Source organism: Hydrogenovibrio marinus, from assembly GCF_013340845.1.
In the GTDB taxonomy this organism is placed as follows: Bacteria; Pseudomonadota; Gammaproteobacteria; order Thiomicrospirales; family Thiomicrospiraceae; genus Hydrogenovibrio; species Hydrogenovibrio marinus.
In genome coordinates this window covers 1,376,361-1,392,089 of sequence record NZ_AP020335.1, presented here as the reverse complement: position 1 = coordinate 1,392,089, position 15,729 = coordinate 1,376,361, and the positions used below count along the sequence as shown (strand labels likewise).

15 protein-coding genes are annotated in these 15,729 nt (G+C 41.0%); 9 read left to right on the top strand and 6 right to left on the bottom strand.

The features are described 5' to 3' along the window. Positions 1–19: 19 nt before the first annotated feature. Together nagZ and HVMH_RS06595 are read left to right on the top strand one after the other, a co-directional pair. A complete protein-coding gene (gene nagZ / locus HVMH_RS06600) occupies positions 20–1,096 on the top strand; it encodes a beta-N-acetylhexosaminidase (protein ID WP_029909138.1) in 1,077 nt (358 codons plus the stop codon). A gap of 8 nt (positions 1,097–1,104) precedes the next feature. Further along, positions 1,105–2,343: a mechanosensitive ion channel family protein gene (locus HVMH_RS06595; RefSeq protein ID WP_232087738.1), complete on the top strand. Its 1,239-nt coding sequence runs from the start codon at positions 1,105–1,107 to the stop codon at positions 2,341–2,343. Positions 2,344–2,358: 15 nt separating this feature from the next. Here the strand turns inward: HVMH_RS06595 and murB are convergent, their stop codons facing one another. Then, positions 2,359–3,390 carry a UDP-N-acetylmuramate dehydrogenase gene (gene murB, locus HVMH_RS06590; protein ID WP_029909135.1) on the bottom strand — a complete coding sequence of 344 codons (1,032 nt, stop codon included), beginning with the start codon at positions 3,388–3,390 and terminating at the stop codon, positions 2,359–2,361. 59 nt (positions 3,391–3,449) lie between these two features. On the opposite strand from murB, the gene HVMH_RS06585 reads away from it, so the two are divergent. After that, complete coding sequence (locus HVMH_RS06585) at positions 3,450–4,802, top strand: sodium-dependent transporter (protein WP_029909134.1); 1,353 nt, start codon at positions 3,450–3,452, stop codon at positions 4,800–4,802. Between the two features lie 69 nt (positions 4,803–4,871). Here the strand turns inward: HVMH_RS06585 and HVMH_RS06580 are convergent, their stop codons facing one another. From HVMH_RS06580 to HVMH_RS06570, 3 genes are all read right to left on the bottom strand, one after another. Then, positions 4,872–5,357, bottom strand: coding sequence for a Crp/Fnr family transcriptional regulator (locus tag HVMH_RS06580; RefSeq protein ID WP_029909132.1), 486 nt, complete (start codon positions 5,355–5,357; stop codon positions 4,872–4,874). Positions 5,358–5,591: 234 nt separating this feature from the next. Next, positions 5,592–6,725 carry a succinyl-diaminopimelate desuccinylase gene (gene dapE / locus HVMH_RS06575; protein WP_029909129.1) on the bottom strand — a complete coding sequence of 378 codons (1,134 nt, stop codon included), beginning with the start codon at positions 6,723–6,725 and terminating at the stop codon, positions 5,592–5,594. Between the two features lie 96 nt (positions 6,726–6,821). Further along, positions 6,822–7,163, bottom strand: a complete 342-nt coding sequence (locus tag HVMH_RS06570; protein WP_029909127.1) for an arsenate reductase — start codon at positions 7,161–7,163, stop codon at positions 6,822–6,824. Positions 7,164–7,344: 181 nt separating this feature from the next. Here HVMH_RS06570 and HVMH_RS06565 point away from each other — a divergent pair, with 181 nt between their 5' ends. Together HVMH_RS06565 and HVMH_RS06560 are read left to right on the top strand one after the other, a co-directional pair. Continuing rightward, complete coding sequence (locus HVMH_RS06565) at positions 7,345–8,244, top strand: DapH/DapD/GlmU-related protein (protein ID WP_029909125.1); 900 nt, start codon at positions 7,345–7,347, stop codon at positions 8,242–8,244. Positions 8,245–8,341: 97 nt separating this feature from the next. Continuing rightward, on the top strand, positions 8,342–8,722 hold the full coding sequence (locus tag HVMH_RS06560) for a VOC family protein (RefSeq protein ID WP_029909123.1): 381 nt from the start codon (positions 8,342–8,344) through the stop codon (positions 8,720–8,722). Between the two features lie 2 nt (positions 8,723–8,724). Here the strand turns inward: HVMH_RS06560 and glnD are convergent, their stop codons facing one another. Both glnD and map read right to left on the bottom strand, forming a co-directional pair. Then, the gene (gene glnD, locus HVMH_RS06555; protein WP_232087737.1) at positions 8,725–11,277 is read right to left on the bottom strand and encodes a [protein-PII] uridylyltransferase; all 2,553 of its coding nucleotides are present in this window, start codon (positions 11,275–11,277) and stop codon (positions 8,725–8,727) included. 102 nt (positions 11,278–11,379) lie between these two features. Beyond that, positions 11,380–12,162, bottom strand: a complete 783-nt coding sequence (gene map, locus HVMH_RS06550; RefSeq protein WP_029909119.1) for a type I methionyl aminopeptidase — start codon at positions 12,160–12,162, stop codon at positions 11,380–11,382. A 325-nt stretch (positions 12,163–12,487) separates the two neighbouring features. Between map and rpsB the strand changes: the two genes are divergently transcribed. From rpsB to frr, 4 genes are all read left to right on the top strand, one after another. Then, positions 12,488–13,228, top strand: coding sequence for a 30S ribosomal protein S2 (gene rpsB, locus HVMH_RS06545; RefSeq protein ID WP_029909117.1), 741 nt, complete (start codon positions 12,488–12,490; stop codon positions 13,226–13,228). A 76-nt stretch (positions 13,229–13,304) separates the two neighbouring features. Continuing rightward, entirely contained in the window at positions 13,305–14,189 is an 885-nt protein-coding gene (tsf, locus tag HVMH_RS06540; RefSeq protein ID WP_029909115.1) for a translation elongation factor Ts, read from the top strand. A gap of 144 nt (positions 14,190–14,333) precedes the next feature. Beyond that, positions 14,334–15,047 carry a UMP kinase gene (pyrH, locus tag HVMH_RS06535; protein WP_029909114.1) on the top strand — a complete coding sequence of 238 codons (714 nt, stop codon included), beginning with the start codon at positions 14,334–14,336 and terminating at the stop codon, positions 15,045–15,047. 18 nt (positions 15,048–15,065) lie between these two features. Beyond that, the gene (gene frr / locus HVMH_RS06530; protein ID WP_029909111.1) at positions 15,066–15,623 is read left to right on the top strand and encodes a ribosome recycling factor; all 558 of its coding nucleotides are present in this window, start codon (positions 15,066–15,068) and stop codon (positions 15,621–15,623) included. Positions 15,624–15,729: the final 106 nt, after the last annotated feature.

Sequence of the window (15,729 nt, the reverse complement as noted above, 5' to 3'; positions counted from 1 at the left end):
GAGAAAGTACGATAAATTTATGGAAAAAACCGTCCAAGGAAAAGCCATGTCACTTGGTAGTGTCATGATTGATATTGAAGGTACACGTCTGACGGAGGTCGACCGTGAACGATTGATGACCCCTTTGGTTGCGGGCGTGATTTTATTTTCTCGTCACTTTGAATCAGTTGAGCAGTTACAGAAGCTAACACAAGAAATCCATAGCTTGCGTCACCCTAGGTTGTTGATAGCCGTTGACCATGAAGGTGGGCGGGTACAAAGGTTTAAAGAAGGATTTAGCCGCTTGCCAGCCATGCGTTTGATTGGGCACCTCTATGATACGTCGCCCGAAAAGGCAAAAGAAGTGGCATCAAATGTTGGTTGGCTGATGGCAACGGAGCTTTTGGCGGTAGGGGTAGACTTCAGCTTTGCGCCAGTAGTCGATTTGGATTTTGGTGGTAGTCGAGTAATCGGCGATCGTGCATTTCACTCTAATCCTCAAGTGGTTGCTGACTTAACTTGGCATTTGATGAATGGTATGCATAAAGCAGGAATGGCATCAGTCGCAAAGCATTTTCCTGGGCACGGTTATATTGAAGCTGACACCCACTATGAAATTGCAGTGGATGAGAGAGGTTTCAATGAAATCGCTCAACACGATTTACAGCCGTTTTTACGCTTGATTGAAAATCAAGTGGAAGCGGTGATGCCGGCACATGTTATTTACCCGAAAGTGGACGCGTTACCTGCGGGCTTCTCCAAGCATTGGTTGCAAGATGTACTGCGCAAGCAATGTCATTTTGAAGGGGCGATTATCAGTGATGACTTGTCAATGAAAGCCGCTGAGGTTTTCGGCACGCCGGCTAAGCGTGTGACAATGGCGTTGGAAGCAGGCTGTGATTTGGTTTTGGTTTGCAATGATTCTATGGCGGCTGATGATGTATTGGCAAATGTGCACTGGGAAGGAGATGCTTTGTCTCATGCAAGACTGATCCGCCTACATGGCAAGCCACACTTAAGCTATGTACAGTTGCATAAAGACCCAACATGGCAATCAAAGTCTTATGCAGTCAACCATTTTGTTAACGAATCCAATCAACAGGCATTGTTAGGGTAAGAAGTTTTATGAGTAGTTTGCAAGATCCATCCACAGTTGATTTGGTAACGGAGCCGGTGAAACATCATTCTCCAACATTGTTTGAGGATATTACTTTTTCAGGGTTTTCTGAGCTGATTAAAATGTTCCCAGACACTTGGCTTGCGTTGACACAGTTTTTTGGCTCTTATGCCTGGCTCTTGCTGTTGCTAATTATTCTAGGCTTTACCTTCGTTATCGATTTTGTGATTCGCATGGTATTGTCTCGTGTGGTTCGCTATCTTCAGCATCGAAAAAAGGAAGTGGCGAAGACCTTTTTTGTTGCGTTGAAATCGCCGTTTTCCTTCTACATATGGTTGTCTGGGACAGTATTCGCTCTGAATACAATACTGGTAACTTTTAAGGTCTTTACCGATTTTGTTCCTTATATCAATGGCTTTAAATCTTCCCTCGCGCTGATTGCGGTGGCTTGGTTCTCGATTCGCTGGGTTCAGCGGATCGAGAGTTATTTAAAGCGTTTAGAGCGTTCGAACAGCAAGTGGGATCCAGTGACACTTGAAGCTTTGGCAAAAATATTCAAGCTGACGGTTTTTATCATTACCGGTATTTTTGTACTGAGTGGTCTAGGGGTTAATCTGACTGGACTGATTGCCTTTGGTGGTATTGGTGGTGTGGCTGTCGGTTTCGCTGCCAAGGACTTGGTTAGTAATGTGCTGGGTGGTTTGATGCTTTATATGGATAAGCCATTCGTGACTGGAGATTGGATTCGATCACCTGATAAAGAAATTGAAGGGACTGTAGAAAGCATCGGTTGGCGAATGACGATCGTCAGAACATTTGATAAGCGCCCGCTGTATATCCCAAACGGCATGTTTGCCACCATTTCTATTGAAAACCCATCGCGAATGACTAATCGTCGTATCAAAGAAACGATTGGTGTTCGATATTGTGATATCGGTCAGGTGTCGAAAATCACGTCTGAAATTAAAACTATGCTTCAGGAGGATCCAGACATAGACAGCAATCAAACCCTGATTGTCAGTTTCAACGGGTTTGGCGCATCGTCTCTGGATTTATTGGTTTACACCTTTACCAAAACGATAGTTTGGATTGAGTACCATGAAGTGAAAGAAAAGATACTGCTTAAAATCGCGGAAATCATTGATAACCACGGTGCGGAAATTGCCTTCCCGACCAGAACGCTTTATATGGAAGACTCAGTCAAACTTGAGCAGGTGGCGAATGCTGAGCAGGGGAAGAAAAAGTAATCATTAACTTAGTGGTTACTTCAATATGATCACTTCACACTCCAAGTGAATGCCGAACTTATGATCAATATCTTCACGAATATGTTGGGATAGCATAACAATGTCTTCTCCCTTGGCATCACCGTAATTCACTAAGAACAGCGCATGCTTCTCGGAAACACCAGCTTTTTTGTTAACACATCTTTTGCCTTTCCAGCCAGCTTTTTCTATTAACCAAGCTGCTGGAATCTTATATTGGTTATCCAGTGTCTTGTGATAGGGAATATCACCGTGTTTCTCAACGAGTTCTTGGAAATATTCTTCTGAAACAATAGGGTTCTTAAAGAAACTGCCTGCATTACCGTAAATATGGGGGTCAGGGATGCGATTCTGTCTTATCTTCACTACCGCATCGAAAATGTCGCGGGATGTTAGCTCGCCTTTTTCCTTGTCACTCAGTGCTTCTTTCAAAGGTTCATAGTAAAGATTAGGTTGCCCTGCATGAGCTTTTCTTAATCTAAAGGTGACTCGGTGTACTAATAATGAATTTTCATATTCGGTTTTAAAGATACTTTGGCGGTAGCCGAATTGGCAGTCTGAATGTCGGAATTCTCTTCTTTCGCCATTGAACAGGTTAAGGGTTTGAACGCGAGTAATGGTATCCTCAGCTTCTGCACCATAAGCACCAATGTTTTGTACGGGCGCTGCACCGACGGTGCCAGGAATAAGGGCAAGATTTTCCAATCCCCAGTAACCTTGATCAACGGTGTGTTCCACAAAAGTGTGCCAGTCTAACCCTGCACCAACCGATAACCAGACATTATCAGCATCTTCTTTAACAATCTTAATTTTTTTAAAACGACAGGTGACAACCACTTTGTCCAGATCATGGGTAAAAAGCAGGTTACTTCCACACCCCATAATCATCCAGGGAAGGGCGGCAATTTTAAGGTCAGAGCGCAAAGTGGTGATGTCTGATTGTTTTTCTATTTCAACAAAATAATGCGCTTTGACATCAATATGGAAAGTATTTCGGTTTTTTAGGGAATAATTAGCCTGAATACGCATATCTGTTATAATTTTTTGAAAATTTTAATCACAATTAGGGCAATTATAAAGGAAACCTCATGTCACGGTTGAAACTTTCCACTTCATCTTGGTCGAACCAAACGGCGTTTATTATGGCTGCGACCGGTTCGGCGGTTGGACTTGGAAACTTGTGGAAATTTCCTTATATCACTGGAGAGAATGGCGGTGGTGCCTTTGTGATAGTTTACCTGCTCTGCGTACTCTTTATTGGGTTGCCTGTCTTGATGGCAGAAATCACTTTAGGTAGGAGAGGTGGAGCCAACCCTCCTCAAGCACTTCTTAACCTTGCACTTGAAACAAAGTCTTCAAAGTGGTGGTGGCTATTAGGCTTAAATGGGCTGATTGCAGGCTGTCTTATTCTATCCTTTTATACGGTAATCGCAGGTTGGGGGATAGCGTACTTTTTTGAAAGCTTGTCCGGTGATTTCATTGATATTTCTGCGAAATCCGTTGGGGAACGATTTTCAAACCTGATTGCTTCGCCATGGGAGCTAGCTTTATGGCACACCCTTGCAATGGTGTTTACCGTTTACGTGGTGTCAAAAGGTGTAAAAAGCGGGTTGGAAAGGGCAATTAATATCATGATGCCCGGTTTATTTGTCATATTGCTGATTCTGTTGGGGTATGCAGCTTCCTCAGCGGCGTTTGCGGAGAGTTTTCACTTCTTGTTTTATCCTGATTTTTCTAAGCTGACATGGGACGGTGTGCTAGTCGCCATGGGACATGCCTTCTTTACCCTGAGTATCGGGATGGGAGCCATGATGGTTTATGGTTCTTATTTATCGAAGGAATACTCCATCCCAAAAGCAGGACTTTGGATTGCTGGGATAGATACCTTGGTAGCGTTAATGGCTGGATTGGTCATCTTCTCAGTGGTATTTGCCAATCATTTGCAGCCAGGGTCGGGACCTGGCTTATTATTTCAGACATTACCGGTAGCTTTTGGGAAGATGTCAGGCGGTTGGTTTTTTGGAACCTTGTTTTTTGCCTTGGTTATCTTGGCAGCGTTAAGCTCAGCTATTTCGTTAATTGAGCCTGCTGTGAGCTGGTTTGAGCAGAATTGGGGTATTAAGCGCCAGAAAGCATCCCTATTAATTGGTTCAACCACTTGGGTAATGGGAATTGGAACGATTTTGTCTTTTAATGAATGGAAAGATTTTCATCTCATAGGAAATCGAACCATCTTTGAGTCACTTGATTTTCTAACGACAAATATCATGTTGCCTCTTGGTGGGTTGTTGATGGCTCTGTTTGTCGCTTGGGTGATGACACAGGCTCAGCGTGATGATGAAATGTCTTTGGCTTCACCTTGGAAGGATCTGTACCGTAATGTTCTTAAGTACATCACTCCATTGGCAATCTTAATCGTATTTCTATACAACTTACTTTAAAGCAGGAAAGTTTTTAGAGGGTAGTGGTCACCTAGGAAAGCTCCTAAGAGACCATTGAACAGGCTTTGTTTAGTATTGTGAAGTGTACTCGTTCAATACCATACGCTGCATTTCGATATTTTCTTGAAGCATCTTGCGTTGTAGCGTATGTGAATATCTCAGAATTGACTTCATTACATTGAAAACAACTCTGTTGTTACTTTCTGCCAAAGCTTCGAAGTCATCCCTGTGCAAAACAAGCACTTCAGAGTCAATACGTGCTCTTAAACGCATGGTGTGTGCAACACCATCAATAAAGCTTAATTCACCAATCATTGAACCTGGCTTTAATGCATTGATGCTTAATTCTTTGCCCGGGCCAACGACCTTGAGAATATCAAGCTTGCCATTCACAAGAATATAAAGACTACCGTCAACGGTATCTGCATCAAATAATATTTCGTTTTGCGTCAATTTTTTGTGTTTAACCACTTTAGACAGAACTTCGCAATCTTCTTCAAGTAGATCGCTGCCTAAAAGGGATTGCGCAATGACTTGTACATCAGCTTTCGCCATAGTTAAGAGTCTCCTTATTTTTGGATCACATCCAGTCTTTCGACTGGAAAGAAAATATCAAAAAACAGCCCGATTCCCAGAGAAAACAGCAGGATGATTACAAAAATAATCAAGATAGACCGAGCCAGTTTGTTATCAATAAATTTTTCTTTCCATTCCTCATTCTTAATGTTGGGCCAGATGACGATGAGGAACAATACTAGAACCAGAAGTTCGATGGCTATATACATAAGCTTAGTTTACCAATAGGTTTATCAATGTTTGGTAATAAATATCCGTTAATTTTTCTAAGTCTTTGACACTAACTTGTTCATTAACCTTATGAATGGTGTCGTTTAGTGGACCTAGCTCAATTACTTGTGCACCAGTAGGGGCAATAAAACGACCATCAGATGTTCCGCCACCGGTTGAAAGTTCTGGCTCGTAACCCATTTCCGATTGAACCGCTTTGTTAATAGCTTGAATGAGTTCACCTTCAGCAGGTGTAATAAACGGCATGCCTGACAAATTCCAATCCAGTTCATAGTTTAACTGGTAACTATCCAGTATTGCGTGGACACCAGACTTAAGTGAATCGGGCGTTTGTTCAGTTGAGAAACGGAAATTAAAATCTAAAACACAATCACCAGGAATGACATTGGTGGCGCCTGTGCCCGAGTGAATGTTGGATACTTGGAAAGATGTCGGAGGAAAATATTCATTCCCATTATCCCAGACAGTTTCCGTCAGTTTTTGCAATGCCGGTGCGAGCGTGTGAATAGGGTTGAGAGCCAGTTCTGGGTAAGCTATATGCCCTTGAATGCCTTTAATACGCAGCTTTCCGCTAAGAGAGCCTCGGCGTCCGTTTTTAATGGAGTCTCCAAGTTTTTTACTGCTTGATGGTTCTCCAACTAGGCAGTAGTCGAACTTTTCGTTTCTGGCTTCAAGTGTTTCGATAACTTTTACGGTGCCATCAATCGCAGGACCTTCTTCATCACTGGTAATCAAAAAACCAATAGAGCCCTTGCAGTTAGGATAGTTGTTTAAGAAACGCTGTGTAGCAATCATAAAACACGCGATACTGCTTTTCATATCCGCAGAGCCACGGCCAATCAACATTTCATTTTCTACCGAGGCAGAGAAAGGCGGGTGAGACCATTTTTCTACAGGACCAGTGGGAACTACATCAGTATGACCAGCAAATACAATAAATGGTGTCTCAGTTCCATGACGAGCCCACAGGTTAGATACATCACCAAAGTTCATTTGTTCAGTTTTAAAGCCTAAAGGAGTAAGAAAATCAGAGATGAGTTTCTGGCAACCTTTGTCATCAGGTGTGACTGAGTCGATTTGGATCAGTTGTTGCGCGAGTTTGATTGTTTCACTCATGTTCAATGTTTTTATAGCTTCTTAAATTCCGAGTTATTTTAGGCTTTCATCGGGGCTTTGAGAAGCAAATAATCCTTATGTGTCAGATTACATGACTTAATTTAAGAGTTCTTCATATTCTGCTTGGCTAAAACCAATTAACAGAGATGCATTGATTTCTAGAACAGGTCTTTTAATTAATGTAGGCATTTCTGTTAAGACAGATAAATCACTTCCAGATGTTAATGCTGCTTTCTGTTCGTCAGATAGTTGCTTCCAGCTTGTGCTTCTTTTATTGACTAGAGTATCAAGCGGTTGTTTGTTTAGCCATGTTTGAATGGTATCAATGTCTAGTCCTTGCTTTTTAAAGTCATGAAATTCATAGTCGATATCATGAGATTCTAAGAATTTACGTGCCTTACGGACAGTATCACAATTTGGGATGCCATACATTTTCATGTTACTTCATACCTGATAACGGGAAAAGTCGATGATTATATAGTTTATTCTTCTCTATTTCCTTAAAAGCAATAAAAAACCTATAAAATCCGTGTTTTACATTGATGTAGTTTTGTATCTAATCCATCAAGAGGGTATACTTACCGGCTTATGTATTTTTGATTTTTAAGAGACTAGATATATGACAATCAAGCGAATTGGACACCGTTATAGCGATGCTAAAACTGGGGCGACTTTGGATGTATGGTTTCCACGTTCTAACAAAGAAATTGCTCGTAATTGCTTAGCATTACAAGCGGGTATCATTAAAGCTGATTTTGTAACAGTTGAAATTGATTCTGTTGATAGTGTGCCTGAGTCAGCAGAAGATGCTTATTTACGCCTTCATTTATTGTCTGAGTGTGCTTATAAGCCGCATGAAATTAATCTTGATGGTGTGTTTGGACTTTTAACGAACGTTGCTTGGACTAACGCTGGTCCGGTATTGCCACCCGAAGTAGAAAGTCTTCGTGAAGCAATTGCTGATCAACCAATTCAGTTAACAATTACTTCTATCGATAAATTCCCTCGTATGGTGGATTATGTCGTTCCTGAGGGTGTTCGCATCGGAGATGCAGATCGTGTTCGACTTGGAGCGCATTTAGCACCAGGAACAACTATCATGCATGAAGGGTTTGTGAACTTTAATGCAGGGACTTTAGGTCAATCAATGGTTGAGGGCCGTATTTCAGCTGGTGTTGTAGTCGGTGATCATACTGATATTGGCGGTGGTGCGTCCATTATGGGCACATTGTCTGGTGGCGGTAAGCAAGTCATCTCTATGGGACAACGTAATCTGTTAGGAGCTAACGCTGGATTAGGCATTTCTCTTGGAGATGACTGTATTGTTGAGTCAGGCCTTTATCTGACTGCGGGTACCAAGGTGAAGATGCCTGATGGTTCTATCGTTTCCGCTCGTGATCTGTCAGGTCAATCGAAGTTGCTTTTCCGTCGCCATAGCCAAACAGGCCAAGTTCAGGCAATTATGACTGATGGTACAGTTTGGAGTGGCCTAAACAGCGTTCTTCACAGTAACGATTAATCGTTAGGTTGTGTACTTGGCGTTCTGCTAAGTAATCTATTGAATTACTCGGCAGTTCTTGCCGGGTAATATACTTTCCTCATCTCAAGGGTTTTAAATGTCTAGGATATTAGGACTTGATCACGTCAGTATTCTTGTTAAAGATGCAGAAGCATCTCTCGAGTTTTATCAAAGTCTGCTTGATCTCAAAGTGCTAGAGCGACCAAACTTAGGGTTTCCTGGTTATTGGTTGGACTTGTCACAGGGGCAAAGCCTGCATTTGATGCAACTGGAGAACCCAAGTTTAGGCGTTGAAAGACCCGAGCATGGCGGAAGAGACTTTCATTTTGCGCTAAGAGTTGATGATATAGAGGTATTTCAGAAACGCCTTGAAGAAAAGGGTGTGAGTTATACCGCTAGCCGGTCGGGTAGGAAAGCCCTTTTTGTCAGAGATGCTGACGATAATGCATTTGAGCTTTTTGAAGTATCCGGTTTATAGATCTATTCGATATGTTCCAGTAGGGTTGCAGTTAAATTTTCTTTAAAACTGGCATCATTCATCTGAGCATTGGTTGTTGAGCTGATTAGAAAAACATCTTCGGCTTTTTCACCAACCGTGTTGATTTTTGCACCATGAACTCTGATTTCACATTGTTTGAATGCTAAACCAATTTTTGCCAGCAAGCCTGGAATATCCTTAGTGTGGATGGTTAGCTCTGTCAGTTTGTCATTCACTTCCATTAGTTGTATTTCAGTAGGTGTCTCGAACACACGAATTCTTCTTGGCTGTGGTTGTTGAACTCTTGGTGTTGGGGTGGATAAACTTAGCTCATAGCGAAGTGTTTCTGAAATTTGATGTAAGTCGTCTTCAGCCTCGACATACTGGTTATCTCTATCCAGCAAGTAGATGATGACGAGTGTTTGCTTGTTCATGCCGGAGTAAATTTTCGCCTCTACTATGTTTAACCCTAATTTATCAATGACATTTGTGATTTGCGCAAAGAGATAATTACGATCAGGCATGTAGATAATTAATTCGGTTGCGCCACGTTGAGTTTTACTTTCTAGATTAACAAGGGTCGCTTTCGTCTCTGCTTTGTAAAGTAGTTTGGTGATTCTTGATATTTCTGCTGAAGTTAGCTGGTTGAAGAATTCTGTGTTGTCGAATGCTGCCCAAAACTCTTGGTATTCGCTTGTATCTAATTCTCTTTTTTGTAAAAGCTCGCGCGCTCGTTCTTTGTTCAAAATGGCTTGTTTTGTTTTGTCTCGAGGCAGAACTGTTGACTTGTCCAATGCCTGTGTTGTGCTGTGGTACAATTGGAGAAAAAGTTGGTTTTTCCAGTCACTCCAAACTTCTTTTGATGTTGCGAGAACATCCGCTAAAGTCAAAAGGTATAAGTAGTCCAGTTGTTCTTGTGTACCCACTAATTTTGCAAACTGATTTATGACGTAAGGGTCAGACAAGTCCTTCTTTTGAGCAACATAAGAGAATTCCAAGTGTTTGAGAACAAGCCAGCTTAAGAGTTCGGTGTCTTTTTCAGATAAGTTGTGTTTGAAGCTAAAGTTTTTTGCATCAATGGCTCCGAGTTCTTCGTGTGCACCATCACGCCCTTTGGCAATATCGTGGAATAAACCGGATAAAAGAAGTATTTCGGGCTTACAAATGTTCTTAGCTATCTGGTAAGCCGTAGGGAATTCATAGGCATGTTCTTCCAAAAAGAAACGTCTAATATTTCTAATTACTAGTAATGTGTGTTCGTCCACTGTATAGGCATGAAAAATATTGAACTGCATCAGTCCTGATATTTTTTGAAAAACAGGAAGGTAAGCACCTAGAATGCCATAAGCATACATTCGTTTTAATGACGTGTAGACGCCCTTTGGCTGTCTAAAAATTTCGATAAACAGCGCTTTATTGATAGGGTCTGAACGAAACTCATCATTGATTAAATGTAGACTGTTTCTAATTAAACGTATTGTCCTAGAACGAATGCCTTGTATGGATTGCTTATAGTTTTCGAGAATGATAAAAATTTCGAGAAGGGCGGTCGGATTCTTGTCAAAAAGGTTGTCCTGCTTTGCATCAAGATAACTGTCGATTAGCTGAAACCTAGGGTTTATCGTCTCGATGACTTCATGTTCCGGCTTAAAAATTTCTTCCTTAAAATGCTGAATCAGTATTTCATTTAAACGGGCGATTGTGCCAACGTTTTGATAGTAAGGTTTCATGAAGCTTTCTACAGTTTTATTGATATCTTCTTCGTGGAAGCCAAATAATTCTGCCAGTTGTTGTTGATATTCGAATAGCAAACGGTCTTCATGGCGTTTTTTTAATCGGTGTAAGCCGAAACGAATTTTATTTAGGTACCAGTAAGCTTTGTGAATTTCTTGGAACTCTCGTAAGGAAATGAAATCATGTTCAAGCAATCCTTGAAGAGAGTGCGCGCCAAAATGCCTTTTAGCAATCCAAAAAATGCTGTGTAAATCACGTAAACCGCCAGGGCTCTCTTTAACGTTTGGTTCAAGTTGATAGAAGGTGTCTAGGTAGCGCTTATGTCGTGCTTGTTGCTCTTCTAGTTTTGCTTCAAAAAACTCTTTGCTTGGCCAAAATGATTTGTTAAGCCAGATTTTTTGGAGTTTTTGTGAAGTTTCATAATCGCCAGCAAGCCAGCGAGACTCGATTAAGCTAGTTGCTGTTGATACATCTTCTTTAGCATCCGCTATACATTCGGCAATGCTTCTTACCGAGTGGCCAACGTGAAATCCTAAATCCCATAGATAAGTAATAAAAGTGGATATGGGTTCTTGTAGTTTGTCGCAATTATCACCCAAGATAAGTAGGTCGATATCGGAAAAGGGCTGTAATTCTTTGCGGCCATAGCCCCCGATGGCGACTAGAGAAACATCTTGCTGATTTTCCTTCGGCACAAAATGGTTCCATATCTTGATGATAAGCTGATCTACAAAGGAGGTGCGCTCCTTCAATAAAGATTCAATAGATACATTATTATCAAATTTTTCAAATTGCTGTTGGTTGAAATGTTCCAACAGCATTCTCCCGTTTTGCAGAGAAATTTTTCTTGCATCATGCTGTAGGCTAGAGATGAAATTTGGCAGAACGGGGGTGTCAGACATGTATCTTTAGTCCATTAAAGTTTAAGGAAGGATAGGGGTTTCGTTTTGTCTGAGTGTAAATGCTTCATAGCCACTTTCCGTTACCAGAATAGTGTGTTCCCACTGGGCAGATAGCTTTTTATCTTTTGTGACAACCGTCCAGTTATCGCCTAAGAGGCGGATATCTGATTTACCTAGGTTGATCATTGGTTCAATTGTAAAGACCATTCCCGGCTTAAGTACAATGTTTTTTAATTCGGGTGTTCTATAGTGCAAGACTTGTGGTTCTTCGTGAAAGTCTGCACCGATGCCGTGACCACAATATTCTTTTACAACAGAAAAGTTGTTTTTGTGGGCGTGATCTTCTATGGCTGCGGCGACATCATACAGTGTTGCTTCCGGCTTAACTTGCTCTATCCCAAGCCACATGCATTCTCTTGCAACTCGGCAAAGACGGCTTGCATAAGGTTTTACTTCGCCAACTTCAAACATCATGCTGGTATCCCCGTGGTATCCATCTTTAATAACTGTGATATCTATGTTGACAATATCCCCTTTTTTAAGACGCTTGCTGTAATCTGGAATGCCGTGGCAGACGACGTGATTGATTGATATGCAACTTGATGCTGGAAATCCATGGTAGCCTAAAGTTGCAGGAATGGTTTGTTGCTCGTTGACCATGTAGTTGTGAGCAATTTCATTCAGCTCTCCGGTTGAGATTCCAGCGACAACATGGGGGGTTAACATGTCAAGCACGTCCGCAGCGAGTTTACCCGCTATGCGAAGCTTTTCGATTTCTTCCTGTGTTTTTATCTTTATTGCCATTGTTCGGGAACCATGAGTTTGGAACCTGAAGTTTCATTAGTGATCTTCAAAAGAAATGCCGAGTTTGCCGTGTGACAAAAGACATGTGACTTTAATCTTTTATGAAACTACAAGGTTTAAATTGAAATAAGTGTGGCGTTATGGTATAAATGCGCCGCCCATCAAAGTTTGATGGCAATTTTAACAGAAAAAACCACACGCTTTCCAATACATCATTTGGGGTGCCTTAATTACCCGATAGCGGTAAGCCAAGCGAAACTGCTTTGTTAAAAAGGTTCGAATGATGGGAGATGCGGAGGCTTAACCCAAGAAATGGAGAAAAATCATGGCAAAAGTTACTATGCGCCAAATGCTTGAAGCGGGTGTTCACTTCGGACATCAAACTCGTTATTGGAACCCAAAAATGGGTGAGTACATTTTCGGTGCTCGAAACAAAATTCATATCGTAAACTTGGAAAAAACTTTACCACTGTTTAACGATGCTTTGAACTTTCTAGGTGGTGTTGCTGCGAAAAAGGGAAATATCCTTTTCGTAGGTACAAAAAGAGCTGCTGGTGAATTGGTTGCTCAAGAAGCTCAACGTTGTGGAATGCCTTATATAAACCACCGTTGGTTGGGTGGTATGTTGACAAACTTTAAAACCATCAAGCAATCAATTAAGCGTTTAAAAGACTTAGAAACACAAGAGCAAGACGGTACTTTCGAAAAAATTACCAAAAAAGAAGCTTTGATGCGTACGCGTCAAAAAGAAAAGCTAGAGTTGTCTCTAGGTGGTATCAAAGATATGCGTGCAATGCCTGATGCTATCTTTATTATCGATACAGGTAATGAAAAAATTGCTATTCAAGAAGCTAAAAACTTGGGGATTCCTGTAGTTGGTGTTGTTGATACTAATAACGACCCTAGTGGTATTGACTATGTAATTCCTGGGAATGATGACGCTGTAAGAGCGGTTTCTCTATATTTGTCTGCGGCGGCAGATGCAATTAACGAAGGTAAATCAACTATTACAACTGCGGTTGAAGGTGATGACTTCGTAGAAGAGAAAGCTGAAGCAGCAGAGTAATACAGACTCACTTTTACAAGGCCTGGCATTTGCTGGGCTTTCTTATTTTTAAATCTAAATATTGAGGAAATTAAGAATGGCAGTTACAGCTTCTATGGTAAAAGAGCTGCGTGAAATTACAAGCGCAGGAATGATGGATTGTAAAAAAGCTCTGTCTGAAACTGATGGAGATATGGATGCGGCAATCGAGTATTTGCGCAAGAAAGGTATGGCTGGTGCTGATAAAAAAGCTGGACGTATCGCTGCTGAAGGCGTAATCGCGATAGCTATTTCTGATGACAAGAAAAAAGCTGCAATCGTTGAAGTAAACTGTGAAACTGACTTTGTTGCAAAAGGCGATGAGTTTAAAGGTTTTGCAGATGAAATCGCAAAAATTGTTTTGAACACTGATATTACAGATGTAGAAGCTCTTATGGGGCAAACAATGTCTAGCGGTAAATCAATTGACGAAACTCGTCGTGAACTGATTGCAAAAATTGGTGAAAACATGGGGGTGCGCCGTATTGAATTGGTTGAAACAAATGGCCAAATCGGTCAATATCAGCATGGTGAAAAGATTGGTGTTGTTGTTGCGATGGAAGGCGGTGATGACTCACTGATTCGTGATGTAGCAATGCATGTTGCTGCTTCTAAGCCAACAGCAATTTCTGCGAATGATGTTGATGCTGAAGTGATTGAAAAAGAGCGTAACTTCCAAATCGAACAAGCGCAAAGTTCTGGTAAGCCAATGGAAATCATTGAAAAAATGATTGAAGGGCGTATGCGTAAGTATCTTGAAGAGATCACTTTATTGGGTCAAGCGTTTGTTAAAGATCCTGACCAAACTGTTGAGAAGCTTCTTAAATCAAACAATGCAGAAGTAAAATCTTTTGTACGTTTGGAAGTTGGTGAAGGTATTGAAATTGAGCAAACAAACTTCGCTGATGAAGTTGCAGCAGCTGCAGCAGCAATAAAAGGTTAATTCCTTTTCTGAAGTCACAGCGTGCATATTTATTTTGTGCATACTGTGGCTTTTTTTATATGTAAAAAGATATTTTTAAATTAGACCTGTTGTTTTGGGTTACTTTAAAAATAGTTTTTAGAAAATAATTGGTTGAGGGCGCGTATGTCATTGAAGTATTCAAGAGTGTTGCTGAAGTTTAGTGGAGAAGCGCTGATGGGGTCTGGTGATTTTGGTCTGGATTCAGCAACATTGCGTCAAGTGGTTGGAGAAGTAAAGACGCTTAGAGGCTTGGGTGTCGAAGTAGGTATTGTTGTTGGTGGTGGTAATATTTTCCGTGGTGCTCAAATTGCTGGGGCGGGTATTGCTAGAACAACGGGTGATCAAATGGGAATGATGGCAACGGTTATTAATGCGCTGGCCTTAAGAGACGTTGTTGAAGATATGGAAATGGATGCGGTTGTGTATTCCGCTATGTCGATAGAAGGGGTTAGTCACGGGTTTCATGCTAATCAAGTTCAAAAAGATTTGAAGCAAGGTAAAGTGGTTATTTTTGCTGCAGGAACTGGTAGTCCTTTCTTTACAACAGATACAGCCGCTGCTCTTAGAGGAATAGAGATAGATGCGCAGCTGGTGATGAAAGCAACAAAGGTTGATGGTATTTACACAGCAGATCCAATGAAAGACCCTAGTGCCGAACGTTACTCTGAGCTTTCATTTGATGAGGTGATTGCTAAAAATTTACAAGTAATGGATATGGCGGCCTTTGTTCTTTGTAGAGAACATAATATGCCAATACGCGTGTTTGATATGTTTAAAAAAGACGCAGTAGTCAGAATTGTTAAGGGTGAAGATGAAGGCACTCTTGTTCGTCCATAATAGTTTAAGGAGAGAAAAATGATAAATGAGATTCATGACGATGCAAAAGGGCGCATGTCAAAGTCTGTTGAAAATCTAGAATCTAATTTTGCCAAAATTCGTACAGGGCGAGCTCATCCAAGTATTTTAGATGCTGTAATGGTTGAATATTATGGTTCTGAAGTCCCGATTAGCCAAGTAGCAAATATTAATATAGAGGACGCTAGAACCTTAGTAGTTCAGCCATGGGAACAGCCAATGGTAGCGCCGATTGAAAAAGCTATTATGCAGTCTGAGCTGGGAGTGAATCCTGTTTCAAATGGCCATATGCTAAGAATTCCAATGCCCCCGCTAACAGAGGAAAGACGTAAAGAGTTTATCCGTCTAGCTAGAGCTGAAGCTGAGTCAGCAAGAGTTGCTATTAGAAATGTTAGAAGAGATGCTAATTCAGATTTGAAAGACTTAAACAAAGATAAAGAAATTACCGATGATGAGCTGAGAAGAGCTGAAGAAAATATTCAAAAAACGACAGACTCTTTTATTGCTGAAATTGACAAGCTTCTATCTGAAAAAGAAGCCAGTCTCATGGAAATATAAGCTGAATTTAGAATGCTTTTACGGCATAATGGTTCGCTAGTCGTATAATCGGCCTACCCAAAATGGTGGGCCGTTTTGTTTTATTTGAAAGCATAAGTTTTATTAA

Excerpts from the sequence above, each read along its gene's own strand:
- nagZ (WP_029909138.1), top strand. The coding sequence starts at position 20 with ATGGAAAAAACCGTCCAAGGAAAAGCCATGTCACTTGGTAGTGTCATG.
- HVMH_RS06595 (WP_232087738.1), top strand. The coding sequence starts at position 1,105 with ATGAGTAGTTTGCAAGATCCATCCACAGTTGATTTGGTAACGGAGCCG.
- HVMH_RS06560 (WP_029909123.1), top strand. The coding sequence starts at position 8,342 with ATGTCTAGGATATTAGGACTTGATCACGTCAGTATTCTTGTTAAAGAT.
- dapE (WP_029909129.1), bottom strand. The coding sequence starts at position 6,725 with ATGAGTGAAACAATCAAACTCGCGCAACAACTGATCCAAATCGACTCA.
- glnD (WP_232087737.1), bottom strand. The coding sequence starts at position 11,277 with ATGCTGTTGGAACATTTCAACCAACAGCAATTTGAAAAATTTGATAAT.
- HVMH_RS06585 (WP_029909134.1), top strand. The coding sequence starts at position 3,450 with ATGTCACGGTTGAAACTTTCCACTTCATCTTGGTCGAACCAAACGGCG.
- HVMH_RS06565 (WP_029909125.1), top strand. The coding sequence starts at position 7,345 with ATGACAATCAAGCGAATTGGACACCGTTATAGCGATGCTAAAACTGGG.
- pyrH (WP_029909114.1), top strand. The coding sequence starts at position 14,334 with ATGTCATTGAAGTATTCAAGAGTGTTGCTGAAGTTTAGTGGAGAAGCG.
- tsf (WP_029909115.1), top strand. The coding sequence starts at position 13,305 with ATGGCAGTTACAGCTTCTATGGTAAAAGAGCTGCGTGAAATTACAAGC.
- map (WP_029909119.1), bottom strand. The coding sequence starts at position 12,162 with ATGGCAATAAAGATAAAAACACAGGAAGAAATCGAAAAGCTTCGCATA.
- HVMH_RS06570 (WP_029909127.1), bottom strand. The coding sequence starts at position 7,163 with ATGAAAATGTATGGCATCCCAAATTGTGATACTGTCCGTAAGGCACGT.
- HVMH_RS06580 (WP_029909132.1), bottom strand. The coding sequence starts at position 5,357 with ATGGCGAAAGCTGATGTACAAGTCATTGCGCAATCCCTTTTAGGCAGC.
- rpsB (WP_029909117.1), top strand. The coding sequence starts at position 12,488 with ATGGCAAAAGTTACTATGCGCCAAATGCTTGAAGCGGGTGTTCACTTC.
- frr (WP_029909111.1), top strand. The coding sequence starts at position 15,066 with ATGATAAATGAGATTCATGACGATGCAAAAGGGCGCATGTCAAAGTCT.
- murB (WP_029909135.1), bottom strand. The coding sequence starts at position 3,390 with ATGCGTATTCAGGCTAATTATTCCCTAAAAAACCGAAATACTTTCCAT.